This window comes from Bradyrhizobium sp. RDI18, from assembly GCF_043203335.1.
GTDB classification, from domain to species: Bacteria; Pseudomonadota; Alphaproteobacteria; order Rhizobiales; family Xanthobacteraceae; genus Bradyrhizobium; species Bradyrhizobium retamae.
In genome coordinates, this window is sequence record NZ_JBICRN010000008.1 from 4,465,747 (window position 1) to 4,482,592 (window position 16,846).

A 16,846-nucleotide genomic window follows, 5' to 3' on the forward strand; every position below is an offset into this window, starting at 1 on the left:
GCTGGAAAGGCTCTAAAAAGGCCCGACGCCAATACGGCCGGTTCCGTTCCAGGTCTTGTGATGGATTACAGCAAATTCTTCCACGTCGCCCTCAACCGCCTGCATGACGAGCGGCGCTACCGCGTTTTCGCCGACCTCGAGCGGATCGCGGGCCGCTTCCCGCATGCGGTCTGGCACTCGCCGAAGGGCAAGCGCGATGTCGTGATCTGGTGCTCCAACGACTATCTCGGCATGGGCCAGCACCCGAAAGTAGTCGGCGCCATGGTGGAGACCGCGACCCGCGTCGGCACCGGCGCCGGCGGCACCCGCAACATCGCCGGCACCCATCATCCGCTGGTGCAGCTCGAACGGGAACTGGCCGACCTGCACGGCAAGCAGGCCTCGCTGCTATTCACCTCGGGCTATGTGTCGAACCAGACCGGCATTTCGACGATCGCAAAGCTCATTCCGAACTGCCTCATTCTATCTGACGCGCTGAACCACAATTCGATGATCGAGGGCGTCCGCCAGGCCGGCTGCGAGCGCCAGATCTTCCGCCACAACGACCTCGCCCATCTCGAGGAACTTTTGATCGCTGCAGGCCCCGACCGGCCCAAGCTGATCGCCTGCGAGAGCCTGTATTCGATGGACGGCGACGTCGCGCCGCTTTCGAAAATCTGCGATCTTGCCGAGAAATACGGCGCCATGACCTATGTCGACGAGGTTCATGCGGTCGGCATGTACGGCCCGCGCGGCGGCGGCATCGCCGAGCGCGACGGCGTCATGCACCGCATCGATGTGCTCGAAGGCACGCTCGCCAAGGCGTTCGGCTGCCTTGGCGGCTACATCGCCGGCAATGCCGAGATCATCGACGCGGTCCGCTCCTACGCGCCGGGCTTCATCTTCACCACCGCGCTGCCGCCGGCGATCTGCTCGGCCGCAACGGCTGCGATCCGGCATTTGAAGACCTCGAACTGGGAACGCGAGCGCCACCAGGACCGCGCCGCCCGGGTCAAGGCGATCCTCAATGCAGCCGGGCTGCCCGTGATGTCGAGCGACACCCACATCGTGCCGCTGTTCGTCGGCGACCCTGGAGAAGTGCAAGCAGGCCTCCGATATCCTGCTGGAGGAGCACGGCATCTACATCCAGCCGATCAACTATCCGACGGTCGCCAAGGGCACCGAGCGGCTGCGGATCACGCCCTCGCCCTACCACGATGACGGGCTGATCGATCGGCTCGCGGAAGCGCTGCTGCAGGTCTGGGAACGCCTCGGGCTGCCCGTGAGGCAGAAATCGCTGGCGGCCGAGTAACCCTACCCGTCCTAATCCTTATCAATTGGGCCGGTGGCGCCGTGCGCTGCCGGCCCAAAGCGTCTATATTGGCCTCTTCCGGCCATGGCGTTTACGAGCGTGCGGCTGGCGTGAAAGATACACGTCCGCAATCCAAGCGCCGGGAGAGGGAGACCCGAGAGCGATGCTGCACGACTGGGGCGTAATCGCCACCGCGTTCGCCTATATCGGCCTGCTGTTCGTCGTCGCCAGCTACGGCGACCGTCTGTCGCCGAGCCAGCGCGGCCGCGCCAGCATGCTGATCTATCCGCTATCGCTCGCGATCTACTGCACCTCTTGGACCTTCTTCGGTTCGGTCGGCTTCGCCACCCGCACCAGCGTCGACTTCCTCGCGATCTATGTCGGGCCGATCTTGATGATCGGGCTTTGCACGCCGCTGCTGCGGCGCGTGATCCAGCTTGCCAAGTCGCAGAACATCACCTCGATCGCCGACTTCATCGCGGCGCGCTACGGCAAGAGCCAGGCGGTCGCCGCCACCGTGGCGGTCATCGCGATCGTGGGCTCGGTGCCCTACATCGCGCTGCAGCTCAAAGCGGTGGCCTCGTCGCTGGAGACGATCCTGAGCGAGGACAAGGTGTTCTCCTCGATGCCGCTGATCGGCGACATCGCACTGGTCGTCACCTTGGCGATGGCGGCATTCGCGGTACTGTTCGGCACCCGCCAGACCGACGCCACCGAGCACCAGCACGGCCTGATGCTGGCAATCGCCACCGAGTCCATCGTCAAGCTGGTGGCCTTTATCGCCGCCGGCGCTTTCGTCACCTTCTGGATGTTCACGCCCGTCGAACTGATCGAGCGCGCGATGAAGACGCCGGAGGCGGTGCGCGCCATCAGCTACGTGCCGTCGATCGGCAATTTCCTGACCATGACGCTGTTGTCGTTTTGCGCGATCATGCTGCTGCCGCGGCAGTTCCACGTCAGCGTGGTCGAGAATTCCAGTCCCGAGGAGGTCAACCGCGCCCGCTGGCTGTTTCCGCTCTACCTGGTCGCCATCAACCTGTTCGTGATTCCGATCGCGATCGCCGGTCTCGTCACCTTCCCGTTCGGCGCCGTCGACAGCGACATGTATGTGCTGGCGCTGCCGATCGAGGCAAATTCCGCGCTGCTCAGCATCGCCGTGTTCGTCGGCGGCCTGTCGGCCGCGACCGCGATGGTGATCGTCGAATGCGTCGCGCTCTCCATCATGGTCTCCAACGACATCGTGCTGCCGATGGTGCTGAAGGGAAGTCCCGGGGCGCGTTACGGCAGCAAGGATTTCGGCGACTTCCTGCTCAAGATCAGGCGCTTGGCGATCTTCGCCATCATGGTGATGGCGTATTTCTACTACCGCGCGCTCGGCAACACCCAACTGGCGGCGATCGGCCTGCTGTCGTTCGCGGCGCTGGCGCAACTCGCGCCGGCCTTCTTCGGCGGCCTGTTCTGGCGGCACGGAACCGCGCGCGGCGCCATGGGCGGCATGCTGGTCGGCATCGCCGTGTGGCTCTACACGCTGTTCCTGCCGAGTTTCCTGGAGAACAATCCCGCTGGCCTGCTGTTCCTGCAGCAAGGCCCGTTCGGCATCACGGCGCTGCGTCCGCGGGCGCTGCTCGGCACCGACCTGCCGCCGCTGATGCATGGCGTGTTCTGGTCGCTCGCGCTCAACATCCTGACCTATGTCGTGATGTCGCTCGCGCGCCAGCCGTCCTCGATCGAACGGCTGCAGGCGGACCTGTTCGTGCCGAACACGCTGGCGCCGATCGCCCCGACGTTCCGGCGCTGGCGCACGACCGTGACCGTGCAGGACATCCAGAGCACGGTGGCGCAATATCTCGGCCCCGAGCGCGCGGCCCAGGCTTTCGAGACCTTTGCGGCCGGTCATCCCGGCAACCACGATCCGGCGGCACCTGCCGATTTCGAGTTGCTGCAATACGCCGAGCGCCTGATCGCCTCCTCGATCGGCGCGGCCTCCTCGCGCCTCGTGATGTCGCTTCTCTTGCGCAAGCGCACCGTCTCGGCCAAGGCCGCGCTGAAGCTGCTCGACGATTCGCACGCCGCGCTGCATTTCAACCGCGAGATCCTGCAGACCGCGCTCAACCATGTGCGCCAGGGCATCGCGGTGTTCGACGCCGATCTGCAACTGATCTGCTCGAACCGCCAGTTTGGCGAAATTCTCGCGCTGCCGCCGCACCTCGTGCAACTCGGCATTCCCTTGCAGGAAATCCTCGAATTCATGGGCGCGGTCAGCGCGTCCGGCGCCGACGATCCCGATACGCTATTGGTGCGGCGGCTGGAGGCCTACACCACCGAGGGCGAGCCCTATCTGGAGCGCCTGGCCGATCGCCACATGGTGATCGAGGTCCGCTCCAACCGGATGCCGGGCGGCGGCCTCGTCATCACCTTCTCCGACGTGACCCCGAGCTTCGAGGCCGCCGAGGCGCTGGAGCGCGCCAATGCGACGCTGGAAAAGCGCGTGCGCGACCGCACCGAGGAACTCACCCGCCTGAACTCCGAACTGGCGCAGGCCAAGAGCACCGCCGAGGATGCCAACATCTCGAAGACCCGATTCCTCGCCGCCGCCAGCCACGACATCCTGCAGCCGCTCAACGCGGCGCGGCTCTACGTCACGAGCCTCGTCGAGCGGCAGAACGGCGGTGAGGACTCCCGCCTGGTCGAGAACATCGACGACTCGCTGGAGGCGATCGAGGAGATCCTCGGCGCGCTGCTGGATATTTCGCGGCTGGATGCGGGGGCGATGACGACCTCGATCTCGAGCTTCAAGATGGCCGACCTGATGCGCTCGCTGGAGATCGAGTTTGCGCCGATCGCCCGCGCCAAGGGGCTGGAGCTGACCTTCGTCCCCTGCTCGCTGCCGGTGCAATCCGACCGCTCGCTGCTGCGGCGGCTGCTGCAGAACTTCATCTCCAACGCGATCAAATACACCCCGCGCGGGCGCGTGCTGGTCGGCTGCCGCCGCCACGGACAATCCTTGCAGATCGCCGTCTACGATACCGGCGTCGGCATTCCCGTGATGAAGCGCGGCGAGATTTTCAAGGAGTTCCACCGCCTCGAGCAGGGCGCGCGGATAGCCCGCGGCCTCGGCCTTGGTCTATCGATCGTCGAGCGGCTGGCGCGCGTGCTCAACCACGGCATCGCGATCGACGCCAACGCCAGCGGCGGCTCGGTGTTTTCGGTGACGGTGCCGGTCGCCAAGGCGGTCAACTACACCCACGCCGTCACCAGCGCGACGCCGCTTTCCAAGATGCCTATGAGTGGCGCCTTGATCGTCTGCATCGAGAACGATCCAGCGATCCTCGACGGCATGAAGACTCTGCTGACGGCCTGGAACGCCGAGGTGATCGCGGTGGCTGACCCGGAAGCCGCGATCGCTGCGATCGAATCGTCCGGCCACGGCGTGACCGGCCTTCTGGTCGACTATCATCTCGACCGCGGCAATGGCGTTGCCGCGATCCGCGAGATCCGTCGCCGGTTCGGCGAAAAGATTCCCGCCATCCTGATCACGGCCGACCGCAGCCCCAACGTCCGCGCCGCCGCGCGCGAGGAAAACATCGCGATCCTCAACAAGCCGGTGAAGCCAGCCTCGCTCCGTGCCCTGCTCGGCCAGTGGCGGGCGCAGCAGATGGTGGCGGCGGAGTAGTATCTCGTTGCGAGATCGCAGGATGGGTGGAGCGAAGCGATACCCATCACCTCGCCGTACATTCAACGCCGCTCACCAGTTCATGGTCGCGCCGACCAGTCTGATCAGTTCGAGTTCGTCAAAGCTATCGGCCGTGCAGACCGCACCCGCAGCGACCAGATCGTCATGGCCGAGGCTCGTCCGTATTCCAATCGTCGCGATGCCGGCCGCCGAAGCGGATTGAACGCCGGACCGGGAATCCTCGAATGCGAGCGACCGGCCGGGCGCGGCGCCGACTGCGCGCAAACCCTCCAGATACGGCATGGGGTGTGGCTTTCCGTGCGCAAGCTCGTCGCCGATTATGACAGCCTTGAACCGATGCATGATGCCAAGTCCCATGAGCATCATTTCGGCGTTGAGCCGGGGCGCGTTCGTCACCGCCACCATGGAAATACCGGTGCGATCCGCGCGGTCAAGCAACCGCATCAGGCCCGGCAATGGTTGAATTTGCCCCGAAGCAAGCTTGCGGAAGGTTTCTTCCTTCTCTGCGATAATGGCCACCTGACGCTCCGGCGAATGGCCCGGCAAAAATCGCTCGCTGATGGAAGCGTTGGAAAAACCCATCAGCTCTTTCGAGGCGCGCTCGCGATCGAAAATGTGACCATGAGGACCAAATACCTGGTTGAACGCTTTCAGATGGAGCGCATCCGTATCAGCCAGCGTGCCGTCGATGTCGAACAGCAGCGCCCGTCCCGACCCAGCCATGCTCGCCATCACCCCGTCGGCGTGCCCTGGCGCCACTGGCCGCCGGAGATCTTGGCCGCTGCGATCACGGCCTGCGTGCGGCTTTCGACGCCGAGCTTCTGCAGGATCGCCGAGACGTGCGCCTTGATGGTCGCTTCGGAGACGCCGAGCTCATAGGCGATCTGCTTGTTGAGCAGCCCCTCCGACAGCATCATCAGCACCCGCACCTGCTGCGGGGTCAGCGTCACCAGGCGGTCGCGCAGCCGCGTCATGTCGGGGTCGGTGGCCGAGGAGAGATCGGTGTCCGGGGGCACCCAGACGTCGCCCTCCATCACCTTCATGATGGCGTCGCGCAGCGTCTCGACGCCGAAGCGCTTGGGAATGAAGCCGGAGGCGCCGAAATCGAGCGACCGCCGGATCGTGCCCGCATCGTCGCTCGCCGACACGATCACCACCGGGATCGCCGGATATTGCGCCCGCAGGTAGATGAGCCCCGAGAAGCCCGAAATCCCCGGCATCGTGAGATCGAGCAGGATCAGGTCGACGTCGGAATCCCGCTCGAGCAGCGCGGTGAGTTCATCGAACGTGCCGGCTTCGCTAACGGCAGCCGAAGCCACGACACTGGCAACCGCCTGCCGCAGAGCGTCGCGAAAGAGCGGATGGTCATCGGCGATGACGAGGTGGGTATTGGCAGCAGCGATCATCTGTTCCGGGCGCCGACAAGAGGTCGGGAAAGCGTGCAAGTCGTTGCTGATTGACAGCAATTTGATTGTCCACTGTCAGGAAGCGACTTGCAAGGCAACCTTTCCCGCGTCCCGCAAAAGCAGTTAATCGGCGCCGATTCCTTGCGAATGGTGCAACGCAAAAAATGAAAGCCGAGGAATCGGGCCGCAGGCCCGAGCCCCAGGGAACTCGGAGAAATGCTTCGCTTTCGAAAAAACGCGTAGCGTCAATCCTTGAAGAGGAGATCGCGGCCGAGTTCATCGATGGTGGAGACAGCATCGAGTGCCGCACGCAGCCGATCGAGGTCGCGGCCCGACAATCGCTTCACGGCAACCGCGTTGGAAGGCGGGATGCCGTGGGCGATGTCCTCAACCTGCTGGGACAGGATGAGATCGAGAAAGACGCGCTGGGCTTCGCCAAGCGCATCGAGATCGCTCTCGCTGGCCTGAACCCTGGCCTTCACGCCAGCCAGTCGCGCCGACGTCGACCGTTCCATGACGTGATAGCGGATTGCCATCGCTCGCACCCATGCAACGAGACCAAACAGTCCGGCCGCCTTGAGGTCGATACGGCCGGCGACCGTGCGGATCCCGCCGAAAAATTTCAGGCTCGCCGGAACGCTGACGTTCTCGACCAACAGTTTGATAAACGCGACCTGGCCTTCGGCCGCCGCGAAGGCCGCCTGACGCACCGAGACGGCAAGGCTGCCGTCGCCGTGAACCGCCCGCAGGTCGAAGAAGATATCGACGGACAACAGATCGGCGGGACTGGAACGTGTGATCCACTTGTCGACGCGATCCCGCCATGTTGCCACCGAGCCGCGCCAAAGCGCGTTCTTCGCCATGACACCGCCCTTGCAATAGGGCACGCCGACCTCGTGCAGGATATCGGCGACATGCGTCCCGAGTTCGGCAAACCAGCGATCCTCCTCGCCGTCAGGCTCGCCCTGCGCGAAGATCACGGCGTTGTCCTGATCCATCGCCAACAGGCTCTCGCCGCGTCCGGCCGATCCGAGCACCAGCAGCGCGTACTCGCACGGCGGCCCTCCTCTGCCGCTCTCCCGCATCATCCGCTCGGCGATCACCGCGGCCTGGCGAGAAAGAGCGCCCAGTTCGCGGGAAATGACTTCGGCGATATCGCGGCCGGACAATCCTTCCGCCAGAAGCAATTCCGCGACTCGCGGCAACTTCGCCCAGGCCGCTGCCAGCGCATGCGCGTCGGCGGCGGCGTCGATCTCGTCGCCGAGCGATATCGCCTCGCCTGCGCGCAGACGCAGCAGATCGCGCGCCGATAATGCGCCGATCACGTAGCCCTTCTCGTCGATAACGCCGAGATGTCGAGTCTTGAGACGATTCATCCGGCCGATCGCGCGGTAGACGAACGCTTCCGCCGGGACCGCCGCCAGCGGCTGGCTCATGATTTCGGCGACCGGCCGTTGCAACGCCGGGGCGTCATCCCGGGCCAGGGCGCGCAACACGTCGCGTTCCGTGACGATGCCCGCGTCAGCCGCCCTGATCTCCGGCCCGGACTGCGGCCCGTGGACGTAGACCGCCGAGATCTTCTCGTCCATCATTCGCGCCAGAGCATCGCCGACCCTGGTATCCGGTGAGACGAAGATCGCGGGCGTCCGCATGATGTCGCGGATGCGGTGGCGGAACGCATAGCTGTCGAAGCGCTGCAGCGTCTTCTCGGCATCGACGCGTGCGGTGGCGTCGACAGCGTCGATCCAGCCGCTGCGCACCTGATCGTCGAGCACGGCGGTGAGTGCGCGACAGGCGCGTTCGGCTTCGGCAACAGTCCGGATGCCGTGCTCACGCAGCTTGGGCACCAGGGCCAGGAATATCCGCGCGGCCATGACCGCATCGCCGAGCGCGGAGTGCCGGCCGGCGGTCTCGACGCCGAGCCAGCCTGCGAGCTTCTCCAGCGTGTACCCGGCCAATTCGGGCGCGGCGATCTGCGCCAGCAGCCGGGTGTCGAGCGTTCTCGGCCGCGACCAGGGAATGCCGGCCAGGTCGCATTCGCGCTTGAGGACCGCCAGATCGAAGCCGACCGTGTGGCCGATCACGACGGATCCGCCGAGAAACGCCTTGAAGCCCGGCCAGGCCTCCGCGAACGGCGGCGCCCCCGCGACGACAGCGTCATCGATGCCATGAATGCGGGTGGCCGCAGCCGGAATCGATTCCCCCGCCGGCCGCAGCAATTGGCGAAACGTATCGCCGGCTGCGAGCTTTCCGGCCGAGAGGCGCACGCCTGCGAGCTCGATCACCCGCGCCTTGCGCGGATCGAGCCCGGTCGTCTCCGTATCGATGACAACGGCGTCGAGCGACAAAAGCAGGGCCCCGCCGGCCGTCCTGTCCATCGACCCCTCCCGCTCGCGCCCGCCGCACCCTCCAACGCCGTTCGACGGTGCTGGCGTAGGCAGGCTCACGACGGTCCTATTTCAAAAGCGCACCGATCACCGCGGCCGCATCGATGCGATCCACCAGCTCGTCATGGATGTTACACAGGCTAACACGCAGGTAGTTGCGCGTGGTCTGGAAATCGCGCCCGCGCAGCTTTTCGTGGATCGGCATCATGGCAAAGTAGCTCTCGGCCAGCGGTTCGGGAATGTCCATCACCCGCTTGGGCGCGTGCCCGCCGACCAGGTCGAGCCGATGCGCCAGTTCGCGCCGCGCCTCCTGCCAGGCGGCCTCGCCGATCGAGGGCGGCACCGGATAGCGATCGAACACCGAAAGGGCGACCGCGATGATCTGGTCGAGCACCGCCCGGCGCTCATCCCCGGCGTGTGGACGCAATATGACATCTACCGTCTCGCCGACCATCGACAGCCCGAGCGGAAAGGCCTGCCAGCGTGCGCGTTCGACCGATTTGGCAAAGCCCTCCTCGGCAAACAGAACCTTGGCGTAATGGCCTGCGCGGGCGCGCGAATATTCGTAGATGCCCTTCTGCGCGATGTACGCCGACTGCGCATCGACGAAGTCCGCGAGCGCCTCGCGGTCGCGAATCGGCGGACGGGGACGAAACAGTTTTTCGAACAGCTTCATTGCAGTCTTTTCCTGCGCGGCGACCTCGATCAGCTTGTCCAATTATCCGGTACCTGCAAAGCGCAATGATTCCAATGCGGCATCGCTGTTAGCAGTCGCAACATACTCTACCCCCCGAAAGTATTATTAAGAACTGACTGTTCGTGATGTTAGCCTTCGTTAGTTCCAAACCGGCACAAGAGCGGTTGGGACTGCGGCGCAGGGGGTGCCGCGCTGACGGGATTGCAATCCCCTCGATCATTCAATCCCGGTGCACTTGCTGACCGGTGTCTTGAGGAGGATTTGCAACCCATGCCTAACCCCACCGATCTGAAAGCTAAAGAAGAAGCACATTGGGCGAAAACATCGCGCCTGATGTTCACGCATCTCGGCATCTGGTTCTTCTTCGGCTTCGTCATCCACATGTTCGTGAAGCCGCTCAACAATATCGTCATTCCGATCCTCGGTTTCCCGCTCGGCTTCTACATGGCCGCGCAAGGATCGCTCATCGCGTTCGTGGTCATGCTGTTCGTGTTCGCGAAACAGCAGGACAAGATCGATCGCGAATTCGGCTTTGCCGAAGAAGATTGAGGGGAGCATCGACATGGCCACGCAAGGCGCTGCCACTTCCGATTTCATCAAAAATCTCGGCAGGATGTACGGGACCTACACCGGCGGGTTCCTGGCTTTCATCATTCTGCTCGCGCTTCTCGAACAGGTTGGCGTTCCGAACAAGATCCTCGGCTACCTGTTCGTGTTCTTCACGCTTGCGGTCTACGCCATCATCGGCGTGATGACGCGAACAGCAGAAGTCTCCGAATATTATGTCGCCGGACGACGCGTGCCCGCCTTCTACAACGGCATGGCGACGGGCGCTGACTGGATGTCGGCTGCTTCCTTCGTCGGCATGGCCGGCACCCTGTTCCTGCTGGGTTACGACGGCCTCGCTTGGGTGCTCGGTTGGACCGGCGGATTTGTGCTGGTATCGATCCTGATCGGCCCATACCTGCGCAAGTTCGGTGCCTATACCGTGCCTGACTTCCTGTCATTCCGGTATGGCGGCAACTTCGCCCGCTTCCTCGGCGTGATCGTGCTTGTGGCCTGCTCCTTTACCTATGTAACGGCGCAAATCTACGGCACCGGGATTATCGCCTCGCGATTCCTTGGAATGCAGTTCGAGCTTGCGGTCTTTGCGGGCCTGGTCGGCATTCTGCTCTGCGCGATGCTGGGCGGAATGCGGGCAGTGACCTGGACTCAGATTGCACAGTACATCGTGCTGATCATCGCCTACCTGACCCCCATCATTATCCTGTCCACCAAGAATTACGGGATTCCGATTCCGGAACTCACCTACGGGCAGGCGATCGTGGATATTACCGCGCGCGAGCAACAGATGCTGGCGAACGGCCTGACGACGGCCGCAGCGCTGAAGCCGCATATCCAGCCGTTCATCAACTACAGCCCGCTCAACTTCTTCGCGATCATCATGTGCATGATGGTCGGCACGGCCTCGTTGCCGCATATCCTGATGCGTTACTTCACCACCCCGTCGGTGCGTGAGGCACGTCAGTCGGTTGCGTGGTCGCTGCTGTTTATCTTCCTGCTGTACTTCTCGGCGCCGGCCTATGCGGCATTCTCGAAGCTGGAGGTTTACACCAACATCATCGGGCGTGACCTGACCGCCATTCGCCCCTGGTTGTTCAGTTGGGGTGAGCTCGGGCTGATCCAGATCTGCGGCAAGAACGCAAGCAGCATCGATGCGATTGTCGCAGCGTGCAAGGCGATCGCCGATCATCCCGGCGTCGTCAGGTTGCAGGACTTCGTGATCAATACGGACGTGATCGTGCTCTCCACGCCGGAGATCGCGGGGCTTCCCTATGTGATCTCGGGCCTGGTGGCGGCCGGCGGTCTCGCCGCCGCGCTCTCCACCGCCGACGGGCTGCTGCTAGCCATCGCCAACGCGCTGTCGCACGACATCTACTACAAGATGATCGACCCTAACGCTCCGACCATCCGTCGGCTCACGGTGGCGCGCGCTCTCCTGGTGGGCGTCGCGGTGGTCGCAGCCGCGACGGCCGCAACCAAGCCGGGCGACATCCTGGCCATGGTTGGCTGGGCGTTCTCGCTCGCGATGGCCGGTAACTTCCCGGCCCTCGTGATGGGTGTCTGGTGGAAGCGGACCACGGCAACGGGCGCCATCTGCGGCATCATTGCCGGCTTCGGCCTCTGCCTGTTCTACCTGGTGACAACGCGGTACTTCCCGGGCGCAGGCGTGAAGTATTTCGGCATGACGTCGCTGTTGAACCCGGCGACGGGGGCTCCGGTGGTCGACATCGCAAAGGCCATGGCACTGCCCAACGCCATGGAAAGCTTCCCAACGCTTGCCCATCCGATGGCCAACAAGGTCGGGTGGTTCAACCTCAACAACATCGCCTGCGGATTGTTGGGAGCGCCGCTCGGCTTCGCTGTTATCTACGTCGTCAGCAAGCTCGGCAGGGAGCCATCGGCCGAAATGCAGGCCTATGTCGACGAAATCCGCAAACCGCGCGGCAGGACGGTGCTCGAAGAGAAGACCACCTGAGCGCAGCCAGATATCGGCAAACGGGGCCCCTCCGGGCCCCGTTTTGTTTTCGATGAAGCCATGACATCGCTTGCCCGGAAAGTCGCCACTTGCCATTGTTGGGCACGATCGTGATGTCGTTACCCATCCCGGTTCATCGATTGCTGAAGCGCTGCGGGAGCAACGGACTTTGGATACTGCATCTTCGTTTGCCAGCTACTGGTATTTTCATCTGCCAAACTTCATCCTGGCGGCATTGATGTACACGATGCTTGGCCGGTTCCTGCTCGGCCTAATGGTCGACGCGGATTCGCCGAACTATATCTGGCGATTCTTTTGCCGGATCACCGATCCCGTGATCGGTGTCATTTCGATCTTGACCCCGAAGATCACTCCTCCCGCCGTGCTATGGCTGTTCGGCTTCGTCTGGTTGTTCTGGCTGCGCGTGGTGTTTCACTACACGTTGCTGGTGCTGAACCTCGCCCCCAGGTTCGGCGGAGCGGCATCATGAACCGCAATTTCTATTTCATCGGAATTGCGTTCTTCGGGATGATCAACGGCATCTTCAACCAGCTCGCACTGATTTTCACGCTGCTGTACGTGCAGATGCTCGCCGGTCCGCTGCTGTTTGGCAGCCTGTCCCTGACGCTGATGTTCGCATCGCTGATGGTCTCGACCGCGACCGTCATCCTCGGCGGAATTCCTGCGGCGATCTACGAGCGGATCACCGGCGGCTCGGAATCCAGCGACGCATCGCTCTGGATATGGCTTGCCGGAACCGCCCTTCTCGCGCTGCCCGCGGCCGGTAACTTTCTCAGGATCGGCCTGTAACGGCCAATGCGCGGCATTGAGGACGGGCCGCGCTGCCGCTACGCTGTGGCCTCTCTAAATCCGGCATATTTGCTTGATCGACGGAGTGGCGGACCGTGGAAGAGATGCGCCGTATCGCCTACGAAACCGTGCTGCGCGCCTGCGGCTTCGCCTCGCTCGCCATCTTCTGCGTCATGATAGGATTGTCATTCCTGCCGCGCTCGGCCTTCCAGGCCGGAGGTTTTCTCAGCATCCTGATGACGGTGATTCTGGTCTTGAAAGCCTGGGAAGCCCGGACCAAGGATCACCGACGTACCGAGATGTGGCTCTACCTCCCCAAGGAGAGCCGTCCGCCTCAGGCTTCCGCGCAGCGGACGGTTTCGACGATCATGCGCGAGACCTATCTGCTGTTCGCGCTCTGGACTGCGAAGATTTCCATCCTGATGTGGAGCGTTGCGCTCGTCTTCTCGGTCATTGGACTTTAGTCCGAAGCTGCACAGATAAACGGCAGATCAGCAATCGCGGCGGCCAAAACGACGCGAAAACGATATCAGTCCCACCGAAAGTACTATTGGGCCAAGCTTCGCGAACATGTAGTGAGCCCCATTCATAATGCGTGATCTGACGCAACGCACGTCTTCGCGATCATAAAACAGGGGAGCGATTCGGAAATGTCTACAGTAGCTATCACGTCGGGCAAGGCCGCCGGCATGACGAAGGACGAGCGTTTCGTCATTCTCGCCTCCTCGCTCGGCACCGTCTTCGAATGGTATGACTTCTACCTGTTCGGTTCGCTTGCCAGCATCATCGGCGCGCAATTCTTCGGCGTCATTGATCCCGCGACAAATCAGCCGATGTTCAACCAGGCCACGCGTGACATCTTCGCGCTGCTGGCGTTCGCCGCAGGCTTCATCGTTCGTCCGTTCGGCGCCATCGTGTTCGGCCGCGTCGGCGACATCGTCGGCCGCAAATACACCTTCCTCGTCACCATCCTGATCATGGGCCTGTCGACCTTCATCGTCGGCATATTGCCCAACGCGGCGACCATCGGCATCGCTGCCCCCATCATTCTGATCGGTTTGCGCCTGCTGCAGGGACTCGCGCTCGGCGGCGAATACGGCGGAGCGGCGACCTACGTGGCCGAACATTCACCGATGGGCAAACGCGGCTATTACACCTCGTTCATCCAGACCACGGCAACGCTCGGCCTGTTCCTGTCGCTGCTGGTGATCCTGTTCACCCGTACGGCGCTCGGCGAGCCTGAATTCGCCAAGTGGGGCTGGCGCATTCCGTTCCTGGTCTCGGTGCTGCTGCTCGGCATCTCCGTATGGATCCGGCTGCGGCTGAATGAATCGCCCGTGTTCCAGAAAATGAAGGACGAAGGCAAGGGCTCGAAAGCTCCCTTGACCGAATCCTTCGCCAATTGGAGCAATGCCAAGATCGTACTGATCGCGCTGATCGGCGGCGTGATGGGTCAGGGCGTGGTCTGGTACACCGGCCAGTTCTACGCGCTGTTCTTCATGCAATCGATCCTCAAGGTCGACGGCTACACCGCCAACCTGCTGATCGCCTGGTCCCTGCTGCTTGGCACCGGGTTCTTCATCGTCTTCGGTGCACTGTCGGACAAGATCGGCCGCAAGCCGATCATTCTGGCAGGCTGCCTGATCGCGGCACTGACCTTCTTCCCGATCTTCAAGATGATCACCAGCAACGCCAACCCGGCACTGGAAAAGGCCATCGAATCGGTCAAGGTCGAGGTGGTGGCCGACGCCAAGGGCTGCGGCGACCTGTTCAACCCGGTCGGCACCCGCGTCTTCTCCGCACCATGCGATACCGCTCGCGCCTACCTGGCACAGCAGTCGGTCAAATACGCGACCAGCTATGGCGCTGCAGGCTCCGGCGTGAAGGTCGTCGTCAACGGAAAGGACGTAGCCTACACCGACGCCAAGACGTCCAATCCGGCCGTCCTGGCAGCGGTGCAGGCCGCAGGTTACCCCAAGGCCGGCGACGCCCAGATCGTGAAGATGGCTCACCCGTTTGATATCTTCAAACCGCAGGTTGCGGCGATCATCGGACTTCTGTTCGTCCTGGTGCTCTTCGTCACGATGGTCTACGGGCCGATCGCGGCGATGCTGGTCGAACTGTTCCCGACCAAGATCCGCTACACCTCGATGTCGCTGCCCTACCACATCGGCAATGGCTGGTTCGGCGGATTGCTGCCGGCGACCTCGTTCGCGATCGTGGCCTCGACCGGCGACATCTACGCAGGTCTCTGGTATCCGATCATCTTCGCTTCGATCACCGCGGTCGTCGGCTTGTTCTTCCTGCCGGAAACCAAGGACGTCGACATCACCAAGTAACGGTTTCGCCGACGGCAACAGCCGCGGCGATACCACACTCCCAACCAAGCCGGCCGCGGATCGCTCCGCGGCCGGTTATTTTTGAACTGCTCATCTACACCTGCGGGGCAATCTCACGTGCGGCAGCCGCGGTACCCAGTCGCACGATCGACGCTCGCGATCCGGTTTCGCGTTTCAGGGCAACGGCATCGCAGCGAGACGACCCAGTGGGCGAAGTGCCGTTGTTTGGTACCCGTGATCAGGCTAGACATTGATGACACGGCCTCTCGAAAGGGCAGAGTAGGATAATGAAACATTGGCGCTATATCGCTATGCACACCGCGGCGGCGGCCGCCTTCATTTTCCTGCTGCAGCGGTATGGGCTGAACGCGTCGCTTGATTCAAGCCTGCTTTGGGCGCTTACCTTCGGTGCATGCGCCGCGGGGCTTGCCTATATGCAATCCAATCGCTGATCTCAATTCGGCTGCGGTCGCTTTGCGGCGATTCAGTTCCTAGCTCGTCGCACCGGTAAACTGCAGCACGATCTCGCGCCGGTGCGGCCGGGCGCGGTGCTCGACTAGATAGATCGCCTGCCAGGTACCCAGCGCGAGCGCGCCCTGCAAAACCGGGATGTGCAGCGAGGTCGCGGTCAGCATGGTCTTGATGTGCGCAGGCATGTCGTCGGGCCCCTCGGTGTCATGACGCCAGCCGGCGTTTTCGGGCGCAAGCCGGTTCAGCGCGGTGGCCAGATCGACCAGCACGGTCGGATCGGCATTTTCCTGGATGGTCAGCGACGCCGAGGTGTGACGGATGAACAGCGTCACCGCGCCTTCGCGCGCATGTGCGTCACGGGCGAATTTTGCGACTTCAGCCGTGAGGTCGGTGAATCCCATGCCGGACGTCTGCACGGTCAGCAGCGAAGACACCATGGTGGTGGCGCTGACGGACGAGGGAGCGGTTCGGGAAATGGATTTGGATGAGCTCACGAATAGTCTCTCCACCGTCGTCCCTGCGAACGCAGGGACCCATAACCACCAACGCCGCTTGTTGCGGAAGATATCAACCCTGATCGTACAAAATCGAAAGGCCGCGGCGTATGGGTCCCTGCTTTCGCAGGGACGACGGTCGAAACCACCCGTCAAATCTTGCCGCTGGCGTCCCGCTGCAGCCGGTTGGCCATCTCGATCAATCGCTGCCAGGCCCGCTCCAGGAACGACATCATGCGATCCATGTCGCGGTCGCTCGGCAGCGGGATTTCGATCTTGCGCTCGCCCTCGGCAACCTTCGGCTCGCTCTTCTTCAGCGAGTCTGATTTCGGCAGCGGCTCCTCGATCTTGCCCGGTACGGTCGGTTCGCGCGAGGCAAGGTCCGCCTTGAGCCGTTCATTCTCGGCCTGCAGCCGGACGATGTCGGCTTGCTGACGGCCGATTTCCGCGTCCATCGCCGCCCGCTCGTCAGGTACGGCATAGCAGGCCCAGCCCGCACCCGTATTGTTGCAGGTCGAGACTGCGCCGGTGCGCGTGTCGAGGCGAAGCACGCCATCGCCCGCCGGCGACAGCGCGTAGCGGCCGTTCTCGGTCTCCGGCATCGGGCCCGCAAGCGCCTGACCGGCGCCGGCGAGACAAACGGCCAGCACAGTGACGCCGGGCAATTTCGAGGACGATTTCGCTCTGCTCATGGGCTTGCTCCCGCCTCAGGACAGTA

13 protein-coding genes and 1 pseudogene are annotated in these 16,846 nt (G+C 63.2%); 8 read left to right on the plus strand and 6 right to left on the minus strand.

Translation table 11 applies throughout. The features are described 5' to 3' along the window. Positions 1-60: 60 nt before the first annotated feature. Positions 61-1,291: pseudogene (gene hemA, locus ACFXS9_RS30695) on the plus strand (5-aminolevulinate synthase). 163 nt (positions 1,292-1,454) lie between these two features. Then, positions 1,455-4,964 (plus strand): NahK/ErcS family hybrid sensor histidine kinase/response regulator, encoded by a 3,510-nt coding sequence (locus ACFXS9_RS30700; protein ID WP_392695412.1) that lies wholly within the window; start codon positions 1,455-1,457, stop codon positions 4,962-4,964. Positions 4,965-5,036: 72 nt separating this feature from the next. Here the strand turns inward: ACFXS9_RS30700 and ACFXS9_RS30705 are convergent, their stop codons facing one another. The 4 genes from ACFXS9_RS30705 to ACFXS9_RS30720 form a co-directional block, all read right to left on the minus strand. Next, complete coding sequence (locus ACFXS9_RS30705) at positions 5,037-5,708, minus strand: HAD family hydrolase (RefSeq protein ID WP_392695415.1); 672 nt, start codon at positions 5,706-5,708, stop codon at positions 5,037-5,039. Positions 5,709-5,716: 8 nt separating this feature from the next. Next, on the minus strand, positions 5,717-6,388 hold the full coding sequence (locus ACFXS9_RS30710) for a response regulator transcription factor (protein WP_028348051.1): 672 nt from the start codon (positions 6,386-6,388) through the stop codon (positions 5,717-5,719). A 248-nt stretch (positions 6,389-6,636) separates the two neighbouring features. Beyond that, the gene (locus ACFXS9_RS30715) at positions 6,637-8,769 is read right to left on the minus strand and encodes a DUF294 nucleotidyltransferase-like domain-containing protein (RefSeq protein WP_392695417.1); all 2,133 of its coding nucleotides are present in this window, start codon (positions 8,767-8,769) and stop codon (positions 6,637-6,639) included. A 76-nt stretch (positions 8,770-8,845) separates the two neighbouring features. Then, positions 8,846-9,496, minus strand: a complete 651-nt coding sequence (locus ACFXS9_RS30720) for a hypothetical protein (RefSeq protein WP_392695420.1) — start codon at positions 9,494-9,496, stop codon at positions 8,846-8,848. A gap of 249 nt (positions 9,497-9,745) precedes the next feature. Here ACFXS9_RS30720 and ACFXS9_RS30725 point away from each other — a divergent pair, with 249 nt between their 5' ends. The 6 genes from ACFXS9_RS30725 (at position 9,746) to ACFXS9_RS30750 (ending at position 15,163) form a co-directional block, all read left to right on the plus strand. Beyond that, complete coding sequence (locus tag ACFXS9_RS30725) at positions 9,746-10,024, plus strand: DUF4212 domain-containing protein (protein ID WP_392695423.1); 279 nt, start codon at positions 9,746-9,748, stop codon at positions 10,022-10,024. A 13-nt stretch (positions 10,025-10,037) separates the two neighbouring features. After that, a complete protein-coding gene (locus ACFXS9_RS30730) occupies positions 10,038-12,014 on the plus strand; it encodes a sodium:solute symporter family protein (protein WP_392695425.1) in 1,977 nt (658 codons plus the stop codon). A gap of 70 nt (positions 12,015-12,084) precedes the next feature. Then, positions 12,085-12,504: a hypothetical protein gene (locus tag ACFXS9_RS30735; protein ID WP_392695427.1), complete on the plus strand. Its 420-nt coding sequence runs from the start codon at positions 12,085-12,087 to the stop codon at positions 12,502-12,504. Further along, complete coding sequence (locus ACFXS9_RS30740; protein WP_392695429.1) at positions 12,501-12,824, plus strand: hypothetical protein; 324 nt, start codon at positions 12,501-12,503, stop codon at positions 12,822-12,824. Before ACFXS9_RS30735 ends, ACFXS9_RS30740 begins: the two co-directional genes overlap by 4 nt. 95 nt (positions 12,825-12,919) lie before the next feature. Further along, positions 12,920-13,288, plus strand: coding sequence for a hypothetical protein (locus ACFXS9_RS30745; protein ID WP_392695431.1), 369 nt, complete (start codon positions 12,920-12,922; stop codon positions 13,286-13,288). A 225-nt stretch (positions 13,289-13,513) separates the two neighbouring features. Beyond that, positions 13,514-15,163: an MFS transporter gene (locus ACFXS9_RS30750; protein WP_392700105.1), complete on the plus strand. Its 1,650-nt coding sequence runs from the start codon at positions 13,514-13,516 to the stop codon at positions 15,161-15,163. Between the two features lie 491 nt (positions 15,164-15,654). Here ACFXS9_RS30750 and ACFXS9_RS30755 read toward each other — a convergent pair whose 3' ends face one another. Together ACFXS9_RS30755 and ACFXS9_RS30760 are read right to left on the minus strand one after the other, a co-directional pair. Next, positions 15,655-16,128, minus strand: coding sequence for a secondary thiamine-phosphate synthase enzyme YjbQ (locus ACFXS9_RS30755; protein WP_392695434.1), 474 nt, complete (start codon positions 16,126-16,128; stop codon positions 15,655-15,657). A gap of 152 nt (positions 16,129-16,280) precedes the next feature. After that, entirely contained in the window at positions 16,281-16,820 is a 540-nt protein-coding gene (locus ACFXS9_RS30760; protein ID WP_392695437.1) for a hypothetical protein, read from the minus strand. Between the last annotated feature and the right edge of the window lie 26 nt (positions 16,821-16,846).